Genomic DNA, 22,172 nt, shown 5'->3' with positions numbered 1-22,172 from the left:
CTAAAACTTTTGTACAAACGACACCTTAAAGTTACGACCAGGCTGGCTATAATAATCTTTTGGTGTTGAACTTTTACCTGAAGGAAGTTCAGATACATTCCAATATTTTGTATTGAAAAGATTATAAACACCGGCTCTTAGAATAGGTCCCGTTTCACCGAATGGTTTCCACCACCCTGTCATATCAACGACATGATATCCTGGAATTTTTTGGTAATCAGATTCTCCGGCTACTTTGTCACGTTTAGCTGCCAAAGTAAGGATAATATCGCTTCCCCAAACCTCTTTTGCATATCCTAATCCGATAACTGCTTTCAAAGGAGGAATTGAGTTAAGATACTCCTTTTTATCAAGATCTTTTCCTTGTGAATAAGCAAGAGCAACATTGCTATGAAAACCATTTTTAAGAACTAAATGGGCTTTTGTCTCAACACCAAAAATTTGCACGTGAAAACGATTCATGTAATGCCGACGCGCAAATCTAAATTCCTCTGATGGCCCTCTATCCTCAGTATCTATGAAATTCTTATATTTATTGAAAAAGGCATTGAAGGAACCACCGAAATTTACATTTCCATACCGTAGACCAACATCATACCCATTGCTTGTTTCTGGTTGAAGATCAGGATTCCCTTTCACGTAATAAGCAGAAGGTTTGATATAAGAGACGTAAAGTTCTGAAATACGTGGTGCACGAAAAGCCTGTGCCCACTGAGCATAGAGCGTTACTTGATTACGAACATCCCACTCCACGCGTAATTTAGGAGAAAAGCGTGAACCATTTCTTTCTGGAGGGAATTTATCAGAAATCAGTGCTTTCTCATAAGAAGGTGTTTTCTGAGGAACATATTTGTACCAATCATACCGGATTCCCGGTGTTATACGAAAACGATCATCAACCAACCCAATTTCATCTTCAAAAACAAAACCTAAATTGTAACCATTTGTGTCTGGTGAATCTGATCGATTAGCAGGAACAAAAAGACATCCCCGAGCGTATTCTTTTATATGACAATTGTCTTTACCTAACAAATAGTGATGAAATTTAGATGACGAAACATTCATTACAAACTTTAACGTATGGTTTATAGTGCCAAAATCCACTTTTTTAAGGGCATCAGCATTGAAACCATAATTGATATTACGCAAGAAATTATCTCTCAAATAATCCCCTTTGGGAGCTGAAACACGAACGCCTGTCATAACGTAACGACTTGATTGCCTTTGCCAATAAAGCTGCCCATTAAACGCATCAAGAACTGCATCACCATTACCATTATAATTATAAGAAAGAGAAAAGCGCTCACGAAGTTTATTATCCTGCTCATAAACGGAACCTGGAGCGTATCTTTTAGACGAATTTAATTCATGTGTGTTACTATTATGACCAAAACGCTCTGCGGTAAAACCAAGGCGGTGATTATCACTCAAATATTGATGAATTTTAAAAAGCAAGTTATTTTTATCAAAGTGAGAAGGGTTTTTGCGCGTGCGTTCCTCATACCCTTCTACTGTTCCCATATTTTTGCGCTCATGACCTTCTACATAAGATCCTTGAAAAAGTAAAAATGTTCGGTAATTACGCACAGCAAAAGCTTGATCGATGCGCCAGCTGTTATCAACAGAATTATAACCACCTTTTATAAGGCTTCCCCAATTCTTTTCTTCCACGATCAGGTCTTCAGGATCAAGGGTACGCAACGCAATGATTCCCCCTAAGGCGCCAGAACCATAAAGACTAGAATCTGATCCTTGAATAGTATCAAACGTAGAAAGAGCATTGAAATCAAAAGTTGTGTTTCCACCTCCACCACGGAATATATCATTAAACCATGGAAGAGAAATACCATCCATTGTCGTAAGAACACGGTTTGCATCTAAACCCCGAATAACGAAACTGTTATTTTCTGAGTTATAGGATACGGAAGGATTAAGACGACTCACATCATAAACATCAGTTATTTGTCTTTCATCAATATTCTTGTTGGTCTTACGATCAGTCAGAATGGTTATTGAATTTGAAGCATCTTCTATTTTTTTTCCTTTAATAAGGATTGGTTTGAGTTCAGTGACAGCACTTCCATCTTTATTTTGTGCAAAAACAAATGAAGGTATACAGACCGATAATGCACTTAAAATTACACAGCTTTTATAGATATTTTTTCGTCTTATTTGCATAACACATCATAACCCTTTTAAACATCCCCTCTCTGTTTTGAAATTTTTTAATACAAAAAGGCTGGACTCACTGATTAAAACTTGCCAGCCAAGTAGGAATGATTTTGACAACGGCACAAAATCATTAGAAGACCATATTAAACATGACAAAATCAGTCAAGAAAAAAGTTGCAATTTCAAAATAGCCTGTTTTAATGAGATTGAACACCAATATTAAGCTTAAAATAGTGGCAGAAGAAACGATGATTTTTGCAAATACGAAACAATTATTAACTCTTTGGATTGGTGCATTTATTGGGGCTTTCTTTTTGCATGTATTATTGGCAGCACAGTTTTATTTTCAAAGTACTGGTATAAGTAATGGTTTGCTCTCGTCGGAGATTATGCTGACTTTTATGCAAGAAACTGTATATCCGGATGTTGATACAGACTTGCCAGATATTCATAGAGAGTCGGATATTAATACAGAGCAAGAAGTATTACAGTCTGATCTCCTAGAGCAGGAGTCAGAAGGATTGGAATCCGTGGATGAAGTTCAATCGGAAGAACCTCAGCATATAGTAGAACAAGATGACTTAAAGCCTTTAGAAGAACCCCTACCTCAAAAAGTGGAGCATAAAGCGTTTATCAAAAAAACAATACCGATGCCAAAGGCTGTAGTAAAGCGCTCCAATGCAAAGGCGGTACGTTCTTCTTCCATCAACAAGGGCGGCGGTACAGCAGGGCTTGAAGATATGTTGTTAATGGAGTGGTTAGCAAAGGTACAGTCACAATTAGAAAGGCAAAAAAATTATATTGTGGGACAGCGCACCAATCGTACAAAAGGAACGGTGAAGTTAGAATTTATGGTGCATGAGCAGGGGAGTATTTTTTCTAGTCGTGTAGTAGTCTCTGCTGGTGACCCGGAACTTGATCGATTAGCGATGGCAGCCCTTCGACGCGTTGGTTCTTTTCCACCACCACCACCATCAAAAGTGAATAAAACAATTAGAGTATCCCTAATATTTAGCTGATTTTTTATGCGGGGCGCTTTCTTATAATATATTGATTTATAATGATTGTTTATAATTTTAATGAAAGTTCAAATATAATTTATTCGAATTTTTTTGATGTTGAATCAATCAAAACCATCCGCTTACTTATGATACAAGTTGAGGAGGAGCATGGATAAAAAACTTCTAAAAAGCAGTGAATATACTTCTTATGAGTGCTCTAAATGAAAGGGCTTTTGCAACATTGGGAGTTAAGGGATGATAGAGCTATAGCTTTTATTAATTAAAGGTCTAATCGATTTTTATACCATTCGTGAGAGGATTTTCGTAAGTACTTTTCAGATACACCGTTGTGAAATGGACTTAGAAACATTAAAATAAAACAATAATATAAATAAGAAAAACATACTATTTGGGGATACTCTGTTTTGTGTGAAGGATGTGAGCTTATATGTAAAGCTTATATGTAAAAATGAGAAAAACAAAAAGCAAAGTTTCATCTTCATTATTAAAAGATATTGACATATTTAAAAGTCGTAAAACCGAATGAAAAGGGAAGATGCAGAAGAAAATTGTTTGTCTTTAAAGGCTTTCTAACTCAATGTGTCTGTCTTTCTGTTATCAGAAATAATCCAAACGATATATATATATAATAACGTGCTCTTATTTGGTATAGAAATGTTATAAGCAGAAAAAATAGTTTTAAAAAATGCTGTTTCACAAGATTTGAATATTGTCTAATAAGCAGTAGTAAAAGGATGAGCTATTTGTTTCACTCTTTTCTTATATTTGTAATCTCTATGATATTGTCGTTTATGTTGAGAAGAAATGAACTATTTGTACGACATGTTTATTTATAATGATAATTCATCATTTTGTATTTGGAATAAAAGACCAAAATAGCGGAGGGTTTTCTCATTTCGAATTTATTAATACTGAATTAATTAAAATTACTTTTTATATATCCTAAGAAGGTTGGTATGTGGGTACTATTTAAAAAGGAATAAAAACACTTCTTGTGAACGCATTTCAAATGCTATTTGGGAAGTTAAGGCATATTATTTCCGTCGACCAGAAAGCAAGTCGGTTGTTATATCTATTTTCCCAGTGAGTCTTGCTTTGTAGACACCATAATTTTCCATGACACGCATCACGTAATTACGTGTTTCTGTATAAGGAATACGTTCAATCCAATCAATGACGTTATCGAGAGATTGACCTCGAGGATCGCCATAACGTTTTATCCATTCATTGACTCGACGGGGACCCGCATTATAGCCAATAAGAGTTAGTATATAGGATCCATTAAAACGTTCTAATTGTTCATTGAGAAAATGAGCACCTAATGTTGCATTATAATGAGCATCACTGCTAAATTTTTTAGGAGACCATGCGATTGAGTATTTTTTTGCCAGTGCTTTTGCTGTTGTAGGAAGCAATTGGAGTATACCTTGTGCACCTGCTTTTGATATGGCTGTTGGATTAAATTCGCTTTCTTGGCGTGCAATGGCATAGATAAGCGATTTTTCTTCTACAGAAATATTAGCAGAAGCTGGTATAGCTCCCAGAGGATGAGAGAGTGCACCGACATTTTTCCCCTGAAAAACAGCCATTTTTCCAATTTTGAGGCTGGTATAATAGTCTCCATTTTTTTCTGCCATAACAGCCAGAAGAGCTAATTCACCGGGGCTTTCTATTTTTTTTCCGAGCTCTCTATAAAAAATTTTAGCAAAATCAGCATAGCCGGCTGCTTCAAGACGTTGAATTGCTTTGATCGCTTTTCGTGCACTAAAATGTTGTCGCTCAGCGGTTGTTGGTTTGGGAAAGAAAACTTTAAGCTTTTTTTGGTTGAGTCGTGCAGCGGCTAATTGACCATAGTAAGTTGCACCAAAATGAGCTGCGCGATGAAAGTATTGCTGGGCATTTTGATGTTCTTCTAGCGTTTCTGCTGTTCGTCCCATCCAGTAATATCCACGTGATGCATAAAAAGGTAAAGAAGAGAGTTGAGGAATACGTGAAAAATGCTGCATTGCCAATTTAGGGTTATGAAGAAACCGTAGTGCATACCACCCTGCATGAAACTCAGCATCGACGGCTAATGCAGATGTTATACCAGTGTGCATTGCAACAAGTTGATAAGCAATTTTTGGTTTGTTTAAATCGAGCATTTCACGAGAAAGGGCGCGTTGTTCTTTCCACAATGAATGAGGGTTCATAAGGCGGAATGCATCTTTTGATGTTTTCATCATGAGTGCTGCTGCTGCATCATATTGCTCTGTTCGTCGAAGATGGCGTATTCGAGCAAACTGAAAAAGAGGATCTTTTTGCCATGATCTCTCTACAGCTTTTAATTTTTGTGTAGCTCTAGGATCATTTTTTTCAACGGCCACAAAAGCATTAAAAAGAGATTGAGCATGGGCTAATTTTGCAACGCGTGCTGCTGAATCAAAACGATGTGCATAGAGCATAAACTGCATGCGTCTCAAATGATCAATAGGTTTTAATGCAGCGTTTGCATTTTTAAGAACAAATACTTCTTCTTTTGCATTAAGCTGTGTTTTATGCCACCATGGCGCAATAACGTGTTGAGCACGAGTGGTTTGTCCCGTTGCGATAAGTGCTTTAGCGAAGAGAGCCATCCCTTGTGCTGTTTGGGGCGGGTGATGAGAAAATTTTTGGATGATTGCGCGTGTGACGTTGGTTTCGTTAAGAAAAGCACGTTCAGCATTGCGTTGCATCGTTTCTATACCGGGCCATCCTTTTAGCATGTTGATTGCATTAAATATTTCAGAACTGGGTATATTAGCTTGGTTTGACACCCCCAGCGCCCATGACAAAATATGACGATCAAGGCTATGTTTTTCCATTGAATTACGAAGATTTATTGTTTTTGCAATATTGTTGTTTGCTAGTGCATCTAGCCCAGTTTTCAGTTGCTGAAGTGTAGCAGTATTGTGTGATGTAGTGTGTATCTGTTGAAGAGATTCTTGAGCTTCTTTTGCGGTAAAGGGAGTAGGGCGAACCAAAGGGATTGGTACTTTCCCTTGCAAAAGGGGTGTTTGCGCGTATGCACTTGAAAATAAAATTCTTATTGCCAGTATAAGTGTAGTAAAGGTTGATACGAAAAGAGAGGTGGATAATACACGCATAGAGAAAAGACCTTGAGACCTTGCTTTTTGTAAAAACTTAAGGATTTATAGAACACAAGCATGAAAAACGCGTTAATATAGACGGCTTATTTTAAAGAAATGTTCAACATTTAAGGAGGGACATTTTCATCTTATGGGGGCTTTTTTTGAAATTCATCTTGCTTCAATGATAGAGCAAGATTATGTTCTATTTAAAATTTATAAAAGGCGATTATAAAAAAATAAAAGCAAACATTATAGGGAGTTTATCATGCTCAAGGGAGCTATAACTGCGCTTATCACACCGTTTGATAACAAGGGCGCGATTGATGAGAAGGCGTTTTGTGATTTTGTTGAATGGCAGATCACACAAGGGATTAACGGTGTAAGCCCTGTTGGGACAACAGGTGAATCAGCAACGTTAAGTCATGAAGAACATAAGCGGATTATAGAATTGTGTGTTGAGCAGGTTGCAAAGCGTGTTCCTGTTGTTGCTGGAGCGGGATCAAATAGCACAAGCGAGGCTGTAGAGCTTGCACAATACGCGCAAAAAGCTGGTGCAGATGCAGTTTTGGTTGTCACTCCCTATTATAATAGACCAAATCAATCTGGTTTATACAAGCATTTTTCTTCCATTGCCAAAGCTGTTTCTATTCCGATTATAATTTATAATATTCCTGGTCGTTCTATTATCGATATGGCTGTAGAAACGATGAAAGACCTTTATCAAGATTTTAACAATATCATTGGTGTTAAGGATGCAACGAGCAGAATTGAGCGCGTTAGTGAACAAGGTGAAAAGTGTGGAAAAGATTTTGTGCAGCTTTCCGGTGATGATTGTACGGCGTTAGGTTTTAATGCACATGGAGGTATGGGGTGTATTTCAGTTTCTTCTAATGTTGCTCCAAAGCTTTGTGCTGAACTTCAAGCTGCTTGTTTTCGTGGTGATTATAAAACAGCACGAGAATTAAATGATCGCTTGATGCCTCTTAATCGTGCTGTGTTTATTGAACCTAGTCCAGCAGGTATTAAATATGCTGCTGCAAAATTAGGATTTTGTGGTGATACTGTGCGTTCTCCTATTGTTCCATTAACAGAAAGAACAAAGAAGATTATTGATGCAGCCCTCAGTCATGCTGGTCTTTTAAAAGCATAAAATGATATTGACAAAGCCATGAATAAAAAAAAGAACGCGCCCGTACGGAAAATAATTGCTGACAATCGTAAAGCACGTTTTAATTTTGAAATCCTTAATAATCTCGAGGCTGGTCTTGTCCTTCAGGGAGCGGAAGTGAAGTCCTTACGTTCTAATCATGCCAATATTGCTGAAAGCTATGCGAGTTTTGAGAATGGGGAATTATGGTTAGTAAACAGCTATATTCCTGAATATACGCAGGCTAATCGTTTTAATCATGAACCACGACGTTTGCGCAAATTATTACTTTCAAAACGTGAGATGGCACGTTTTTTTAATGCAACGTCTCGTGAAGGAATGACACTTGTTCCTCTCAAACTTTATTTTAATGAACGAGGGCGCGTTAAGTTGGAGATCGCTCTAGCGCGTGGGAAAAAGCTTCATGATAAGCGCGAAACGGAAAAAAAACGCGATTGGGGACGTGAAAAAGCAAGACTTTTAAAAAGATATGGCTAATGGATGCGATCTAGATATTCTTTATTCATAGCGCTGTTTAAAACAGTTTTAGCATTGATCTAAGTATGTTTTTGCTGCTTGAAAGATTTGGTGAAACATGGCGTCTGTCAAGCGCCCAGTATTTGTATTATAACGAGAACAGTGATAGCTCGAAAAGATGCGTAATCTGCCGATATTATTGATTTCACCGTGTCCAAAAGGGTGAGATAAAACTTTTGCATTAAGGGCACGTATCGTTGAATGGTGCGCAATGGTGCCTAAGGTAATAACGGCTTTAAGTTTGGGAAGATTTGTTAAAAGAGGTGAAAAGAAATAGCGGCACGTGTTAATTTCTGCACCGGTGGGTTTATTTTCTGGTGGAACGCAACGAACAGAGTTAACAATTGCTGCATCAATAAGTTCAAGAGTATCGTCTGCTCTTTCTTCAAAGGTTCCTTGGGCAAAACCAAACTTTTTTAAAGTTGAATAAAGTAAGTGCCCAGCATAATCACCAGTAAATGGACGTCCAGTTCGATTTGCTCCGCGTAATCCAGGAGCAAGCCCAACAATAAGAAGGCGTGTTGTATCTGGCCCTTTATAAGGAAAGAATGGGCGCACCGGTGCGTTATACCAACTTGGTTCTTTTACACGCCAGCCAGCGATAAATTGATGAAGCCTAGGACATAAATTGCAATTTTGGGGTGGTTCTGGGTAAAGTGATGTTAATTGGCTATTCATGGTGTTAGGCATCAATCGTTTTTCTATTTTTTTGAGTCTTTATATAGCGTATATGACGGGTTATGTTTTGATAAACAATCTATAATGAATATAAATAAACTTTTTTAGAAGAAAGTTTAATATAAACTTATTGCTCATTATTGTGTAAAGAGAGATCATCTTTCAGTAATTTATTCGATGAATAAGAGTGCGATACACATGATGTTCAAAGAAAAAAGTTTTCTCTTTAGATAAAGATATTATCATAAAAAGTATGTATAAGGCTGCTGTTATTGCAAAGGGTTTAAACAGCAGGTATTCCTTTTAAAAGGATAAGGACTCCAGACAAGTATTTTGTCAAGAAAGACCTCCCTTTGTTTGAAGTCAATCTATTGGAATGCTTTTAAAAGAAATTTTGATAACAAGCATGAATAGGTTATACATTTTTATAAATTTTCCAAGAATTTTTTTAAATAAGTTCTTTAATCAAAAAATATAAAAGTTTGTGTTGTTTTTCTTGTATTTTATTTTGATTATTGTATATACTCCTCTATCCGCTATTAAATTTTTTTATTTGAGAAAGAGGCATAAATGGCCCGCGTAACGGTAGAAGATTGTATTGATAAAGTTGACAACCGCTTTGAATTGGTACTTTTAGCAGGTCATCGGGCGCGTCAGATTTCACAAGGAGCGCAGATTACGGTTGATCGTGATAATGATAAAAATCCAGTTGTTGCTTTGCGTGAAATAGCAGAAGAAACATTGTCGCCTGCTGATTTAAAGGAAGACCTTATTCATTCGTTGCAAAAGCATGTGGAAGTAGATGAGCCAGAAATGGCAAGTGAATTTATTACCCATTCAGGTGAAGCTGAAAGTGTTTTTAATACGTCGTCGCAAGAAGAAGGTACTTCATTTGATCATATGTCAGAAGAAGAGCTTTTAGCGGGTATTGAAGGTTTGGTTGTTCCAGAAAAAAGTGACGATTATTAATTGCAGCAATTTATGTTACAGGAGTAAAGATACCTTGTCATGTAAGGAGCAATTATTTTTCTTGTCTTTTATTGATAGGACATGTTCAATAAAGATTAGAGGTGTGAAAAGATAAAGGATATGCTCGTATGATGCGTCAGTGTGAGCTTGTTAGACGTGTTCAACGTTACAAGTCTGACGTAGATGAGGCTCTTTTAAACAGGGCCTATGATTATGCAATGAAAAAGCATGCACATCAAAAGCGTGCGTCAGGTGATCTTTATTTTTCTCATCCTTTAGAAGTTGCTGCTATTTTGACAGATATGCGGTTGGACGAGGCAACGATTGCTGTTGCTCTTTTGCATGATACAATTGAAGATACAAGCGCTACACGAGCAGAAATTGATCAGCTTTTTGGTTCTGAAATTGGGAAGTTGGTTGAAGGGCTTACAAAGCTTAATAAGCTTGATCTTGTATCAAAGAAAGCCGTACAAGCAGAAAATCTTCGTAAACTTCTTATTGCTATTTCTGATGATGTTCGTGTTCTTTTAGTCAAACTTGCTGATCGTCTTCATAATATGCGTACCCTTGGTGTTATGCGTGATGATAAACGTCGGCGAATTGCTGAGGAGACGATGGATATCTATGCGCCACTTGCAGGTCGTATGGGTATGCAGGATATGCGTGAGGAATTAGAGGATCTCTCTTTCTTTTATTTAAATCCAGAAGGTTATCGTACGATTACCAATCGACTTTCTGAATTATTGAAACACAACCGTGATTTGCTTTCCACAATTGAAAATGAATTGACAAAACTTTTTTTCGAGCATGGCATTAAAGCAGATGTTAAAAGCCGTCAGAAAAAATCTTATTCAGTTTTTCGCAAAATGGAAAGTAAAGCATTATCTTTTGAACAATTATCGGATATTTTTGGATTTCGTGTGATTGTTGAGTCCGTGAATGATTGTTATCGTGCTCTTGGTGTCATTCATACGACATGGCCAATGGTTCCTGGTCGTTTTAAAGATTATATCTCTATACCAAAGCAAAATGATTATCGTTCTATTCATACAACAATTGTTGGTCCTTCAAGACAACGTGTTGAGTTGCAAATTAGAACGGCTGCTATGGATGAAGTTGCTGAATATGGGGTTGCTGCTCATTCCATATATAAAGAGCACGGTTCCAATTATTCGACTGTGAAGTTATCAAGTGAAACGAATGCCTATGCATGGTTGCGTCAAACGATACAATCTTTGTCTGATGGAGATAATCCAGAAGAGTTTTTAGAACATACAAAACTTGAGCTTTTTCAAGACCAAGTTTTTTGTTTTACGCCGAAAGGTCGATTAATTGCTTTTCCTAAAGGAGCTACGCCTATTGATTTTGCTTATGCCGTCCATACAGACATCGGTGATTCTTGTGTTGGTGTAAAAATCAATGGTCGTATTATGCCTTTAATGACCAAATTAAAAAATGGTGATGAGGTTGATATTATTCGCTCACACGCTCAAATTCCGCCAGCAGCATGGGAATTTCTTGTTGTCACGGGTAAAGCACGTTCAGCTATTCGACGAGCAAGTCGTGCAGCGGTACGTAAACAATATTCGGGTTTAGGATATCGTATTCTCGAGCGTTCATTTGAATATATGGGAAAGCAATTTTCAAAAGACCTTTTGAAGAAAGTTTTGCCACGTTTAGCACGTAAAGATGTAGAGGATGTATTGGCTGCTGTTGGGCGTGGAGAGCTGTTTTCCGCTGATGTGATTAAAGCGGTTTATCCTGATTATCAAGATCACCGTGTGGTACAAAAGTCATCTTTTAAGCCTGGGGAAGAAGGTTGGTTTAATATTGAAAATGCTCAAGGTATGATTTTTAAAGTTCCAGAAAATGAAAAGAATGCAATGGTCGAGAATCATCAATCTAAAGCCTTGCCTATTAGAGGAACCCGTGGAGATATACCCGTACGTTTTTCACCGGAAGGAGCAGTACCTGGAGATCGGATTGTTGGTATTATGCAGCCAGGAGCTGGGATTGTTATTTATCCAATACAGTCTTCAGCTTTGATGGCATATGATGATCAGCCAGAACGATGGATTGATGTCCGCTGGGATATTGATGCCCAAATGAATGAACGTTTTCCTGCACGGATGAATATTTTAGTTGTAAATAGTCCTGGTTCTCTGGCTGAAATTACACAAATAATTTCTGCTAACGATGCCAATATCCAAAATTTATCTTTTATCCGTACAGCACCAGATTTTACAGAAATTATGATTGATTTGGAAGTGTGGGATTTAAAACATTTGAATCGTATTTTTTCTCAGTTAAAAAAGGCAGGTTCAGTAAGTACAGTACGGCGGGTTCATGGATAAAAAGAAAGATTTTGCAATGAAGACACAAGATGTCATTGATATTTTTAAACAAGCAGATGCTATTCTAGAAGGGCATTTTATTTTAACATCGGGGCGCCATAGTGCGACTTATATGCAAAAAGCGAAAGTATTCATGCATGCTGACTTGACGGAAAAGTTATGTCGTGGATTGGCTGAAAAAATCAAAAAATCTATCGAGGGAAAAATTGACTATGTTGTTGGTCCCGCAATTGGCGGTCTTATTCCTTCCTATGAAACTTCACGTCACCTTGGTGTTCCTTCTCTTTGGGTAGAGCGTGTAAATGGCATCTTTGAATTGCGTCGTTTTGAAATCAAGAAGAGTGCACGGGTTGTTATTGTTGAAGATATTGTAACAACGGGTCTTTCCATTCGTGAGACTGTTGAAGCGCTTGTTGCAGCAGGAGCAGAGGTATTGGCTAGTGCATGTATCCTTGATCGTTCTGGTGGTAAGGTCAATGTTGGAGTTCCATTGATTGCGCTTGCTGAATACGAGATAACCTCTTATGCTAGTGATGCACTTCCTGCAGAGCTTTCTGTTCTTCCCGCGATTAAACCAGGCAGTCGAAATATTTAATTGTCGTTATATTTTTTTTGTGCAAAAGCTTAAAAAGATTAATTTGGATGATATAGATTATTTCATCATCAAAAGATGTATATTGAGAGTCATATGCTTTTTCGTCGTCGAGAACCAATAGATTTTGTAACGCGTATTCGACTTTGGTTATGGCCACGTCGTTCATTTTCTCGCTCATTTTGCTACATACATAAACGTATTTTGCGTATATCAGCAACACCGCATGAAGTAGCATTAGGGGTTGCTGTTGGCGTTTTTTTAGCTTGTTCCCCTTTCTTTGGGCTGCATATTATTTTGGCAATATTTTTTTCTTGGCTTTTGCGTGCAAACTTTGCTGCCGCAATCATTGGGACAATTTTTTCTAATCCACTCACATTTTTATTGATTGTCATGGCTGATTATAAAGTAGGGTATTTTTGTTTATCACTTTTTAGCGATGTCAAAGAGATTTCTCTTTCGCAAATTCGTGCTCTATTTAATGGTTTGACATTGTCAAATCTCTCTCTCCTCTTTAAAGGCGCATGGGACACAATTATGAGTCCTATGATTTTAGGGGGAACTCTTTTAGGTATTGTTTTTGGTGGTTTATCTTATATAGGTGTTTACAGAGCAACGGTTCGTTTTAAACAAAAGCGATATCAAAAGATTATAAAAAAAAGGCGTTTAAAGAAGCGCTCATCGCCTGTATTAAAACAGAAATAAATTTAAGAAAGATCGGGTAATATCTTATGATTATTGGTCTTGGAAATGATCTGGTTGATATACGACGTATTGAGAAAATGTTGGTTCGTTATGGTGAGCGTTTTATTGAACGTATTTTTACGGATATTGAAAGAAATAGATCTGAAAATCTCAAAAAAAGCTCCTCTTCTTATGCAAAAAGATTTGCTGCTAAAGAAGCATGTGCTAAAGCCTTAGGAACGGGAATCGCTTGTGGTATCAATTGGAAAGACATGGGGGTAGTTAATTTGCCGTCTGGTAAACCAATATTGCAATTAACAAATCGTGCGCAAATACAACTTCAAAAGTTATTACCTCCTCATCATGATGCAGTTATTCATCTTAGTATAACAGATGATTTTCCTTGGGCACAGGCATTTATTATTATCGAAGCACTTCCACGTGGATAGATGGCATGAGAGATTGTGCTTTTGTTATTTGAATATTATGATGAAAAAAATTATATCTGTGATGAGAAGGCAGTTGGTGATGATCCAAAAAGATAAAGTGCATAAAAAAGAAAAAAAAGGTGGGCTTCGTGAATTTATTTCTGTTTTAATACAGGCTTTGCTTTTAGCAGCGTTTATTCGGACACTTTTTTTCCAGCCGTTTAGTATTCCTTCCGGTTCAATGCGTCCTACTTTGTTGGTGGGAGATTATCTGTTTGTTTCTAAGTATGCATATGGGTATTCTCGTTTTTCCATCCCCTTTTCTCCTCCTCTTTTTTCTGGACGGATTTGGGCATCTCAACCTCAACGTGGAGATGTGGTCGTTTTTCGCTTACCAAGTAATCCGAAGATTGATTATATAAAACGCGTTGTTGGGCTACCAGGTGATCGTATACAAGTCCGTCAAAGTGTCCTTTATATTAATGATGAGGCTGTTTCACGTCACTTTATGGGGGAGATTGATAATTCTGATATAACAGAGGTTAACTATCCTGTTGAGGTTTATCGCGAGACAATGCCTAACGGTGTCAGTTATGATACACTTGATTTAGCTTTCATCCCGAAAGTTGATGATACAGAAGTCTTTGAAGTTCCTCAAGGACATTACTTTATGATGGGAGATAACCGCGACAATTCAGATGATAGTCGTTTAGATGTAGGCTATGTTCCAGAAGAAAATCTTATTGGTCGCGCGAGCGTGATTTTCTTTTCTATCAGTAATGGTTCAAGTGCTTGGCAGATTTGGCGCTGGCCATTTGATGTGCGTTGGAAACGTTTGTTTTCTTTCATAAATACGGTTCATGATTTGCCGCTTATCAAGCAAGGAAACAACGATGAAACGTCTCATGATTGATCAGCTTTTCAAGCTGACGGGGCATCGTTTTAAAGATGAAGAGAGGTTAAAGAAGGCATTAACACACTCGAGTGTACAAGATTCGGAACAGGGGAATTATGAACGACTAGAGTTTCTAGGGGATCGGGTTTTAGGGCTTTTGATTGCAGAGATGCTGTATCAACTTTTTCCTCAGGCAAGTGAAGGTGAATTATCAGTCCGTTTAAATCATCTGGTCAATGCACAGACATGTGCTGATATTGCGCGTGAAATGAGACTTCCTGATATGATCCGTGTTGGTTTTGAGATGAAAAATTTTGAGGGGCGTCGACTTATCAACATGCATGCAGATGTCGTGGAAGCTTTGATTGCCGTAATATATCTCGATGGAGGATTGGAAAGCGTTCGCCCTTTTATTCAAAAATATTGGCAAAGTCGGGCAAAGAAAATGGATGCTGGTCGACGTGATGCCAAGACAGAATTACAGGAATGGGCGCATATCCAAGGCAATGCACAACCACATTATCAGGTTATAAAACGTTCAGGTCCAGATCACGATCCTGTTTTTATGGTAGAGGTCAGTATTTCTGGGTTTGCTTCAGAGATTGGGCAGGGAAGCTCCAAAAGATATGCTGAAAGAATGGCAGCTGAAAAAATTTTGCGACGAGAGGGTGTATGGAAAACAGTAGGAAAAAATGATCATGAGTGACGTTATGAAAAAGCGTTCTGGGTTTGTTGTGCTTATTGGGATGCCTAATGCCGGTAAATCGACATTGGTTAATCAATTGGTTGGAACAAAGGTTTCAATTGTAACACATAAGGTACAAACAACACGAACTTTAATCCGCGGTATTGTCATTCATGATGATGTGCAAATTGTGTTGGTTGATACACCGGGTGTTTTTCGTCCCCATAAGCGCTTAGAACGAGCCATGGTCTCTGCTGCTTGGGGAGGGGCTAAGAGCGCTGATGTTCTACTCGTTTTAATTGACGCTCAAAGTGGTCTTTCGGATGAAGTTGATATGATGTTAGATATTGTAAACAATATGAAACAAGAAAAAGTTCTTGTTCTTAATAAGGTTGATACAGTTGTTAAATCATCTCTTCTAGCGTTAACCACTAAAATAAATGAACGTGTAAAGTTTGCGCAAACATTTATGATTTCTGCTCTAAACGGTTCTGGTTGCAAGGATTTACTTCATGCGTTGAGTAACATGATGCAGGAAGGGCCATGGTATTATCCGGAAGATCAAATTTCTGATATGCCTATGCGTCATCTTGCTGCTGAAATTACGCGTGAAAAACTTTTTCTTCGTCTTCATGATGAACTTCCTTATTCCTCAACGGTTGAAACAGAAAACTGGGAAGAGCGTTCAGATGGTTCCGTTAAAATTAATCAAGTTATTTATGTCGAGCGTGAGAGTCAGAAAAAAATTGTCTTAGGAGCAAAAGGCGATACAATTAAAGCGATTGGTCAAGCAGCACGTAAAGAACTCATGGAAATTATGGATCAAAAGGTGCATCTTTTTCTCTTTGTGAAAGTGCGAGATAATTGGGATACCGATCCAGAACGTTATCGTGAAATGGGATTGGATTTTTTAAAATAAGATTTTTAAAAATAATTAAAGTAAAATGAAGTGGAAAGAACAAGCCGTTATACTTGGTACACGCCAATATGGTGAAACAAGTGTTATTCTTGAGATTATGACACGTGAACATGGTCGTTATATGGGAGTGGTAAAAGGGGGGCGCTCGCGTCGCATGGCAGCTCTTCTTCAACCTGGAAATTTTGTGGAGGCTGAATGGTGGGCTCGTTTAGACGAACATTTGGGACTTTTTCGGCTTGAAGCTCTTGATTTACATGCGGCACGATTAATCTGTCTACCAGAAGCACTTTATGCTTTGCAATTGATAGCTTTTCATTTGCGGCTTCTTCCCGAACGTGATCCGCACCCCATTTTATATGATATTTTACACCTTTTTATGCAGAATTTTGATGAACCATTTGTCAATGCAGAATTGCTTGTACGTTTTGAAATGCGGCTTCTTGAAGAACTTGGTTTTGGTCTTGATTTATCTTGTTGTGCTGCAACAGGTCGTCAGGAAAGGCTTCATTACGTATCACCAAAATCTGGACGGGCTGTCTGTGAAGAAGCAGGGGAACCTTGGAAAAAAAAGCTTCTCATTCTACCACAGTTTCTTGTACACAGAACGACTCGTCCTGCTGATTTTAGTGACATAATAAATGGTTTTATACTGACGGGTTTTTTTCTTATGCGTCATGTCTGGGAGCCACGAGATATAAAGCAGCCGTCAGTGCGCATGAATTTGATACAATTGTTTGAGCGTCAATTTGGTGTACAGGCATTAATTGGTTGATCTGATGATAATTGAATGGGAAAATGAGAATTTTAAAGACAATTGCTGAAGTCCGCCAATATACTTCAGAGGAACGACGTTTAGGTTTTTCGATTGGTTTTGTTCCAACAATGGGGGCATTGCATGATGGCCATCTTGCATTAGTACAGTATGCAAGAGCAATGTGTGATCGCGTAGTGGTTTCTATTTTTGTCAATCCAAAGCAATTTGGACCTCATGAAGATTTTTCTCAATATCCAAGAGATTTGAAGGGCGATTGTGCTTTGTTAAAAGAAGCAGGTGTTGAATGTGTTTTTGCTCCTTCTGTAGATGAAATGTGGCCACTGGGGAATGATACAATTGTACAAGTGAAAAAATTATCACGTATTTTGATGGGAAAATTACGTCCAGGGCATTTTTGTGGTGTAACAAGCGTTGTTGCTAAACTTTTTAACATTGTCCAACCAGATAAGGCTTTTTTTGGGGAAAAGGATTTTCAACAAATTTTAATTATTCGGCGTATGGTTGAAGATTTGGCTTTTCCTATTGAAATCGTTGGAGTTCCTATTCTACGGGAGTCAGATGGTGTAGCGTGTTCTTCACGCAATCAGCTTTTAACATTAGAAGATCGTAAAGCTGCCAAAATTATTCCTGAAAGTGGAAAAGCTGCTGAAAAGCTTTATCATGAAGGTGAACGGTCGGTTGATAAATTATGCAAAACTGTTCGTGATATTTTACAACAAGAAACGCGTGCAATCATTGAAGCGATAGATTTACGGGATATGGAAACTTTATGCGTGGTTAAAGGAACATTGAATAAACCAGCAGTTTTACTTCTTACTGTCCGCTTTGGTGAGATAAGGCTGATTGATCAATATATATTGCAAGAGAAGGGTGGAAAATGAGTGTACATAAAACCGTAAAGCGTATAACATCTTCCGAAATACGTGCACGAAAGGGACAACAGCCAATTGTTTCTTTAACAGCTTATCAAGCTTATACTGCGCGGATTGCTGATCCATATTGCGATATCCTTTTGGTTGGTGATAGCGTTGGGATGGTTGTGTATGGGTTTGAGACAACGCTTCCTGTTAATTTAGATATGATGATTTCACACGGGAAAGCCGTGGTGCGTGGATCTCAAAAAGCTCTTGTTGTTATTGATATGCCTTTTGGTTCTTATGAGGAAAGTCCAGAGCAAGCTTTTTTAAATGCATCGCGCATTCTTGCACAAACGGGGTGTGGTGCAGTTAAGCTTGAAGGGGGCGTTTATATAGCCGAAACAGTAGATTTTTTGTGTAAACGTGGCATTCCAGTGATGGGGCATATCGGTCTTACACCCCAAGCAATGAATCGTTTTGGTGGTTTTAAAACACAAGGACGCAAGGAGAATGATTGGCAAAGAATTGAAGCAGATGGAGCAGCGATTGAAGAGGCAGGTGCTTTTGCTGTTGTTTTAGAAGCAATGGTTGAACCTTTAGCGGTGAAACTGACAGATAAGCTTTCTATCCCTACGATCGGTATAGGGGCGTCCAATCAATGTGATGGGCAAGTATTGGTTATGGAAGATATGTTGGGCTATGGTTCTCATGTGCCAAAATTTGTACGCCGTTATGGAGACCTTGAACAAGCCATGGAAACTGCAATAAAGAATTATGCAGAGGATGTCACATCTCGTGCTTTCCCAGCGGATAATGAAGTTTATAAACTAAAATAAACTTCAGTTTAAGATGAAAGGTTTGACAAGAGAACATTTGTTATTTTGATAATGAATGTGCATTTTTAATATATTTTGTATGCAATTTGAACTGTGATTTTTTCCATTTCTTTAATGAAGTCACGCCTCTCATGCAAAATAGAACGCCATTGGGTCGCTAATTCACATGCTTTTTTAAAGAAAGCTTTCTTAAGGTACCCAACCTATTTCGCGACGGCGTTCGTGAATAGTATAGTGGTAAGTCCCTTATGAAGTGTATAAAATTTATAGAGTACTCCCGTCTTTACGCTTCATAAGAGAGCAAGCCGGCATCATCACACACTTTGCCAATTTTCAATGCTGCGACAGCGCTTAGCACTTGAGATGGTTCATAAGAAGCATTTTAACTCTTTCTTTAAAAAATTTTACCCACACGCCAGACCCGCTTGTGGTGTGCAAGAGAATGATTTTGATTGATTCAATATAAACAGATTTGAAATGAGTGAAGCTTACGATATTAGGAGCTCTCATTCAAAATGAAAAAACAATGAATTATTATTATAAGTCAGTGTGATGATTCTGTAATGACAAGGAATCAACAATGCGAAGGGGCTATAATCTTTGGACATCCAAGTCATTAAAGCGCGTTAAAAATGCGTTTTCAATGTGTTGGGTAGAATAGGGGGATAAATTCAGATCATCGGGTAAAATATTATTGGGAGAGCCAAAATAGTGAAGGGCTTCTTCTGTATTAAATCCAGCAAGCGTAATCGCTTCATAATAGGCAGCGATACGGTCGGCTTGTTTAATTTTTTTTAAAAGTTTTTGAGAAAGATCAACGGGAAGAGAAAAGCGCATGTGGATAGCATCTTGGATGCGCTTTTCAACGCGTTCATATTGTTTTCCTATAACAGCTTTAAAAGGGGAAATCATATCGCCGATGACATATTCTGGAGCATCATGAAGAAGGGCATAAAGACATTCGTTGCTTCCCGATTGTGGAAAAAGTTTTTGAAATATTTGTTCAACCAAAAGTGAATGTTGTGCAACAGAATAGGCATGCTCTCCTCGTGTTTGACCGTTCCAACGTGCTACGCGAGCAAGTCCATGGGCAATATCTTCAATTTCAACATCAAAAGGAGAAGGGTTGAGAAGATCAAGTCGCCTTCCAGAGAGCATTCTTTGCCAAGCGCGGGCTTCTCCATTTTTTAATAATTCAGCTTTAGCCATGAGTGTTTTCTATAGTATTTTCAGGAAAGGTAAAATTCATATTTTCAGCAATGCTTATAGTGACAGGAATGTTTTTTACAGTAAAGGGGATGTTATGATCCATAGCATCTTTGACGTGGTCAATACGCATTAAAGCAAGAGCCTCATTTTCTACACATGTTCCCAAGTAGCCAAGCACTTTTGTTCCTGCTTCAATGCTAGATTGAGGGGTTAATTTACACTGGCCTTTTACAATAAAAATACGGCGACGTGCTGCACGGCGGTGGTGCATTCGTGAAACAATTTCTTGTCCAATATAACATCCTTTATTGAATGCAAGTCCATTGATTTGATCGTAATTAATATCATGAGGAAAGACTTTGCCAATTTCATAGTCTTGATCACTTTCCGCAATTGCATAACGGATACGCAATTGATTCCATGTGTCATGATATTCTGAAGTTAAAAAAGGTTTTTTGCCATAGATTCGTATTATTTTTTCTTTTTGTGGGAAGCGTTTATCAACAAAACTTGAATCAAAATTTAAAGCATCTGATTCATTATTCAAAGAAACTGTAACAAGCTCTTGGAATGGTTGTGTAATTTCTACTTTTTTGCGCAGCTTATAGAGCAACAGACGCTTATGGAGCGTATCAGCTAAAGGCATCCTGATATCAATCAGGTAACCATCTTCTTTTTTTCCGATAAGAAAATCAGCAAGAACCTTTCCTTGTGGGGATAAAAGGGCTCCAGGGAAAAGTTCCTGTGGACTGATTTTTTTTACATCTGTCGTGATCAGGGATTGTAGAAAATCTGTTGCTTCTTCGCCTGTAATTTGAATAAGTCCGCGGTTTTTTAAGCAAATGGCATTTTGTTTTTCAATCATGGTTCTTGCCTTTCTGCTCAAAGTTACATAATCGATAAGTGAGCAATATGTAAGGAGCGTGGTTATGTTTAAAACATTTGATACAATTTTTAAAGGTGCAACACTTGTGAATCATGATGGAAGAAGCAAGCGTGATATTGGTATTACAAATGGTCGTATTGCTGAAATAGGCGACCTTACATGTGCATCGGCTAGTGAGGTCATTGATTGTACGGGGCTTCATATTTTACCAGGAATTATTGATAGCCAAGTGCATTTTCGTGAGCCAGGAAATGAATATAAGGAGGATTTGGAAAGTGGCTCGTATTCTGCTGTGTTAGGGGGTGTTACGGCAGTTTTTGAAATGCCTAATACCAATCCATTGACAACATCAGAAGAAACATTAAGCGATAAGGTTCAACGCGCATTTCATCGAATGCATTGTGATTTTGCATTTTGGGTTGGAGGAACGCGTGAAAATGCTCATGAACTATCTGAATTAGAAAGACTTCCTGGTGCGGCTGGAATTAAAGTCTTTATGGGGTCCTCTACCGGTGATCTTTTGGTTGATGATGATGAAAGTGTACGCCTTATTTTGAAGAATACACGCCGTCGTGCGGCTTTTCATTCTGAAGATGAGGCGAGGCTCAAAGAGCGTAAAATATTGCGTATTGAAGGGGATGCATCGTCACATCCGATTTGGCGTGATGAAGTTGCGGCATTAAAATGTACGCAGCGTTTGGTAAAAATTGCTCATGAGACGAAGGCTCGGATTCATGTGTTACATCTTTCGACAGAAGAAGAAATTGATTTTCTAAAAAAACATAAGGATGTTGCAACAATTGAAGTGACACAACATCATTTGACGCTCACGGCTGATGATTATAAGAAGTTTGGTACATTAATTCAGATGAATCCGCCTATTCGTGAGCCGCGCCACCGTGACGCTCTTTGGTACGGTGTTCAACAAGGAATTATTGATGTCTTAGGTTCAGATCATGCGCCTCATACTCTTGAAGAAAAACTTCAACCTTATCCCTCTTCACCTTCAGGTATGACAGGCGTGCAAACAACAGCAGCAATTATGTTGACACATGTGAATGCAGGAAAAATATCTCTTGAACGTTTTGTTGATCTCACTTCACATGGCCCTAGTCGTATTTTTGGTATAAGTTGTAAAGGGCGCATTGCTGTTGGGTTTGATGCTGATTTAACCATTGTTGATCTTAAGCGAGAGGAAATTATTACGAATAGCTTAATTGGTTCTCGCGCCGGTTGGACACCTTATGATGGTCAAAAAGTTAAAGGTTGGCCTGTTGGGACTATTATCCGTGGTATGCGCGTTATGTGGGAAGGTGAAATTGTCACACCTTCACAAGGAGAGCCTGTTAAATTTATGGAAACTTTGGTGTAAACAGATTAAAATTATAAGTATGCCGTAAAATACCATCCTTTAGAG

At 38.1% G+C, this 22,172-nt stretch carries 20 protein-coding genes; 15 read left to right on the top strand and 5 right to left on the bottom strand.

Features of this window, described 5'->3' with window-relative positions; all coding sequences use genetic code 11:
* Positions 1–2,178 (bottom strand): TonB-dependent hemoglobin/transferrin/lactoferrin family receptor, encoded by a 2,178-nt coding sequence (locus tag ACFIMK_RS07090; RefSeq protein ID WP_375611208.1) that lies wholly within the window; start codon positions 2,176–2,178, stop codon positions 1–3.
* Between the two features lie 242 nt (positions 2,179–2,420).
* Between ACFIMK_RS07090 and ACFIMK_RS07085 the strand changes: the two genes are divergently transcribed.
* Positions 2,421–3,191, top strand: coding sequence for an energy transducer TonB (locus tag ACFIMK_RS07085; RefSeq protein ID WP_375611295.1), 771 nt, complete (start codon positions 2,421–2,423; stop codon positions 3,189–3,191).
* A 1,037-nt stretch (positions 3,192–4,228) separates the two neighbouring features.
* Here the strand turns inward: ACFIMK_RS07085 and ACFIMK_RS07080 are convergent.
* Entirely contained in the window at positions 4,229–6,319 is a 2,091-nt protein-coding gene (locus tag ACFIMK_RS07080; RefSeq protein ID WP_375683099.1) for a lytic transglycosylase domain-containing protein, read from the bottom strand.
* A 250-nt stretch (positions 6,320–6,569) separates the two neighbouring features.
* Between ACFIMK_RS07080 and dapA the strand changes: the two genes are divergently transcribed.
* Both dapA and smpB read left to right on the top strand, forming a co-directional pair.
* Entirely contained in the window at positions 6,570–7,454 is an 885-nt protein-coding gene (gene dapA, locus ACFIMK_RS07075; protein WP_375612952.1) for a 4-hydroxy-tetrahydrodipicolinate synthase, read from the top strand.
* An 18-nt stretch (positions 7,455–7,472) separates the two neighbouring features.
* Complete coding sequence (smpB, locus tag ACFIMK_RS07070; RefSeq protein ID WP_012231306.1) at positions 7,473–7,949, top strand: SsrA-binding protein SmpB; 477 nt, start codon at positions 7,473–7,475, stop codon at positions 7,947–7,949.
* 48 nt (positions 7,950–7,997) lie between these two features.
* Here smpB and ACFIMK_RS07065 read toward each other — a convergent pair whose 3' ends face one another.
* A complete protein-coding gene (locus ACFIMK_RS07065; RefSeq protein ID WP_375638131.1) occupies positions 7,998–8,666 on the bottom strand; it encodes a uracil-DNA glycosylase in 669 nt (222 codons plus the stop codon).
* 570 nt (positions 8,667–9,236) lie between these two features.
* Here ACFIMK_RS07065 and rpoZ point away from each other — a divergent pair.
* The 11 genes from rpoZ to panB all read left to right on the top strand — a co-directional run bounded on the left by rpoZ (position 9,237) and on the right by panB (position 18,660).
* Complete coding sequence (rpoZ, locus tag ACFIMK_RS07060; protein ID WP_273791104.1) at positions 9,237–9,635, top strand: DNA-directed RNA polymerase subunit omega; 399 nt, start codon at positions 9,237–9,239, stop codon at positions 9,633–9,635.
* Between the two features lie 128 nt (positions 9,636–9,763).
* Positions 9,764–11,989 (top strand): RelA/SpoT family protein, encoded by a 2,226-nt coding sequence (locus ACFIMK_RS07055; protein WP_375638090.1) that lies wholly within the window; start codon positions 9,764–9,766, stop codon positions 11,987–11,989.
* Positions 11,990–12,005: 16 nt separating this feature from the next.
* Positions 12,006–12,584 carry an orotate phosphoribosyltransferase gene (gene pyrE, locus ACFIMK_RS07050; protein ID WP_375611297.1) on the top strand — a complete coding sequence of 193 codons (579 nt, stop codon included), beginning with the start codon at positions 12,006–12,008 and terminating at the stop codon, positions 12,582–12,584.
* Positions 12,585–12,677: 93 nt separating this feature from the next.
* Positions 12,678–13,286, top strand: coding sequence for a DUF2062 domain-containing protein (locus ACFIMK_RS07045; protein WP_375610146.1), 609 nt, complete (start codon positions 12,678–12,680; stop codon positions 13,284–13,286).
* A 26-nt stretch (positions 13,287–13,312) separates the two neighbouring features.
* Complete coding sequence (acpS, locus tag ACFIMK_RS07040; protein WP_375638091.1) at positions 13,313–13,714, top strand: holo-ACP synthase; 402 nt, start codon at positions 13,313–13,315, stop codon at positions 13,712–13,714.
* 79 nt (positions 13,715–13,793) lie between these two features.
* The gene (lepB, locus tag ACFIMK_RS07035; RefSeq protein WP_375611213.1) at positions 13,794–14,606 is read left to right on the top strand and encodes a signal peptidase I; all 813 of its coding nucleotides are present in this window, start codon (positions 13,794–13,796) and stop codon (positions 14,604–14,606) included.
* Positions 14,587–15,294, top strand: coding sequence for a ribonuclease III (gene rnc / locus ACFIMK_RS07030; RefSeq protein WP_375612949.1), 708 nt, complete (start codon positions 14,587–14,589; stop codon positions 15,292–15,294). Before lepB ends, rnc begins: the two co-directional genes overlap by 20 nt.
* Entirely contained in the window at positions 15,287–16,192 is a 906-nt protein-coding gene (gene era, locus ACFIMK_RS07025) for a GTPase Era (RefSeq protein ID WP_375612948.1), read from the top strand. The genes rnc and era overlap by 8 nt, the downstream gene beginning before the upstream one ends.
* A gap of 25 nt (positions 16,193–16,217) precedes the next feature.
* Positions 16,218–16,964, top strand: coding sequence for a DNA repair protein RecO (gene recO / locus ACFIMK_RS07020; RefSeq protein WP_375638092.1), 747 nt, complete (start codon positions 16,218–16,220; stop codon positions 16,962–16,964).
* 23 nt (positions 16,965–16,987) lie between these two features.
* Positions 16,988–17,848 carry a pantoate--beta-alanine ligase gene (gene panC / locus ACFIMK_RS07015; protein ID WP_375612946.1) on the top strand — a complete coding sequence of 287 codons (861 nt, stop codon included), beginning with the start codon at positions 16,988–16,990 and terminating at the stop codon, positions 17,846–17,848.
* Positions 17,845–18,660, top strand: coding sequence for a 3-methyl-2-oxobutanoate hydroxymethyltransferase (gene panB / locus ACFIMK_RS07010; protein ID WP_375612945.1), 816 nt, complete (start codon positions 17,845–17,847; stop codon positions 18,658–18,660). The genes panC and panB overlap by 4 nt, the downstream gene beginning before the upstream one ends.
* A gap of 591 nt (positions 18,661–19,251) precedes the next feature.
* Here the strand turns inward: panB and ACFIMK_RS07005 are convergent.
* On the bottom strand, positions 19,252–19,869 hold the full coding sequence (locus tag ACFIMK_RS07005) for a YfbR-like 5'-deoxynucleotidase (protein ID WP_375610152.1): 618 nt from the start codon (positions 19,867–19,869) through the stop codon (positions 19,252–19,254).
* Positions 19,862–20,734 (bottom strand): YgfZ/GcvT domain-containing protein, encoded by an 873-nt coding sequence (locus ACFIMK_RS07000; protein ID WP_375629274.1) that lies wholly within the window; start codon positions 20,732–20,734, stop codon positions 19,862–19,864. Before ACFIMK_RS07000 ends, ACFIMK_RS07005 begins: the two co-directional genes overlap by 8 nt.
* A gap of 64 nt (positions 20,735–20,798) precedes the next feature.
* Here ACFIMK_RS07000 and ACFIMK_RS06995 point away from each other — a divergent pair, with 64 nt between their 5' ends.
* Positions 20,799–22,127 (top strand): dihydroorotase, encoded by a 1,329-nt coding sequence (locus ACFIMK_RS06995; RefSeq protein ID WP_375612943.1) that lies wholly within the window; start codon positions 20,799–20,801, stop codon positions 22,125–22,127.
* The last annotated feature ends 45 nt before the right edge of the window (positions 22,128–22,172 follow it).

The organism is Bartonella sp. AP280QHHD (genome assembly GCF_042196125.1).
GTDB lineage: Bacteria > Pseudomonadota > Alphaproteobacteria > Rhizobiales > Rhizobiaceae > Bartonella.
Note: the sequence above shows the minus strand (reverse complement) of the source record. Positions and strands in the feature narration are given on the sequence as shown.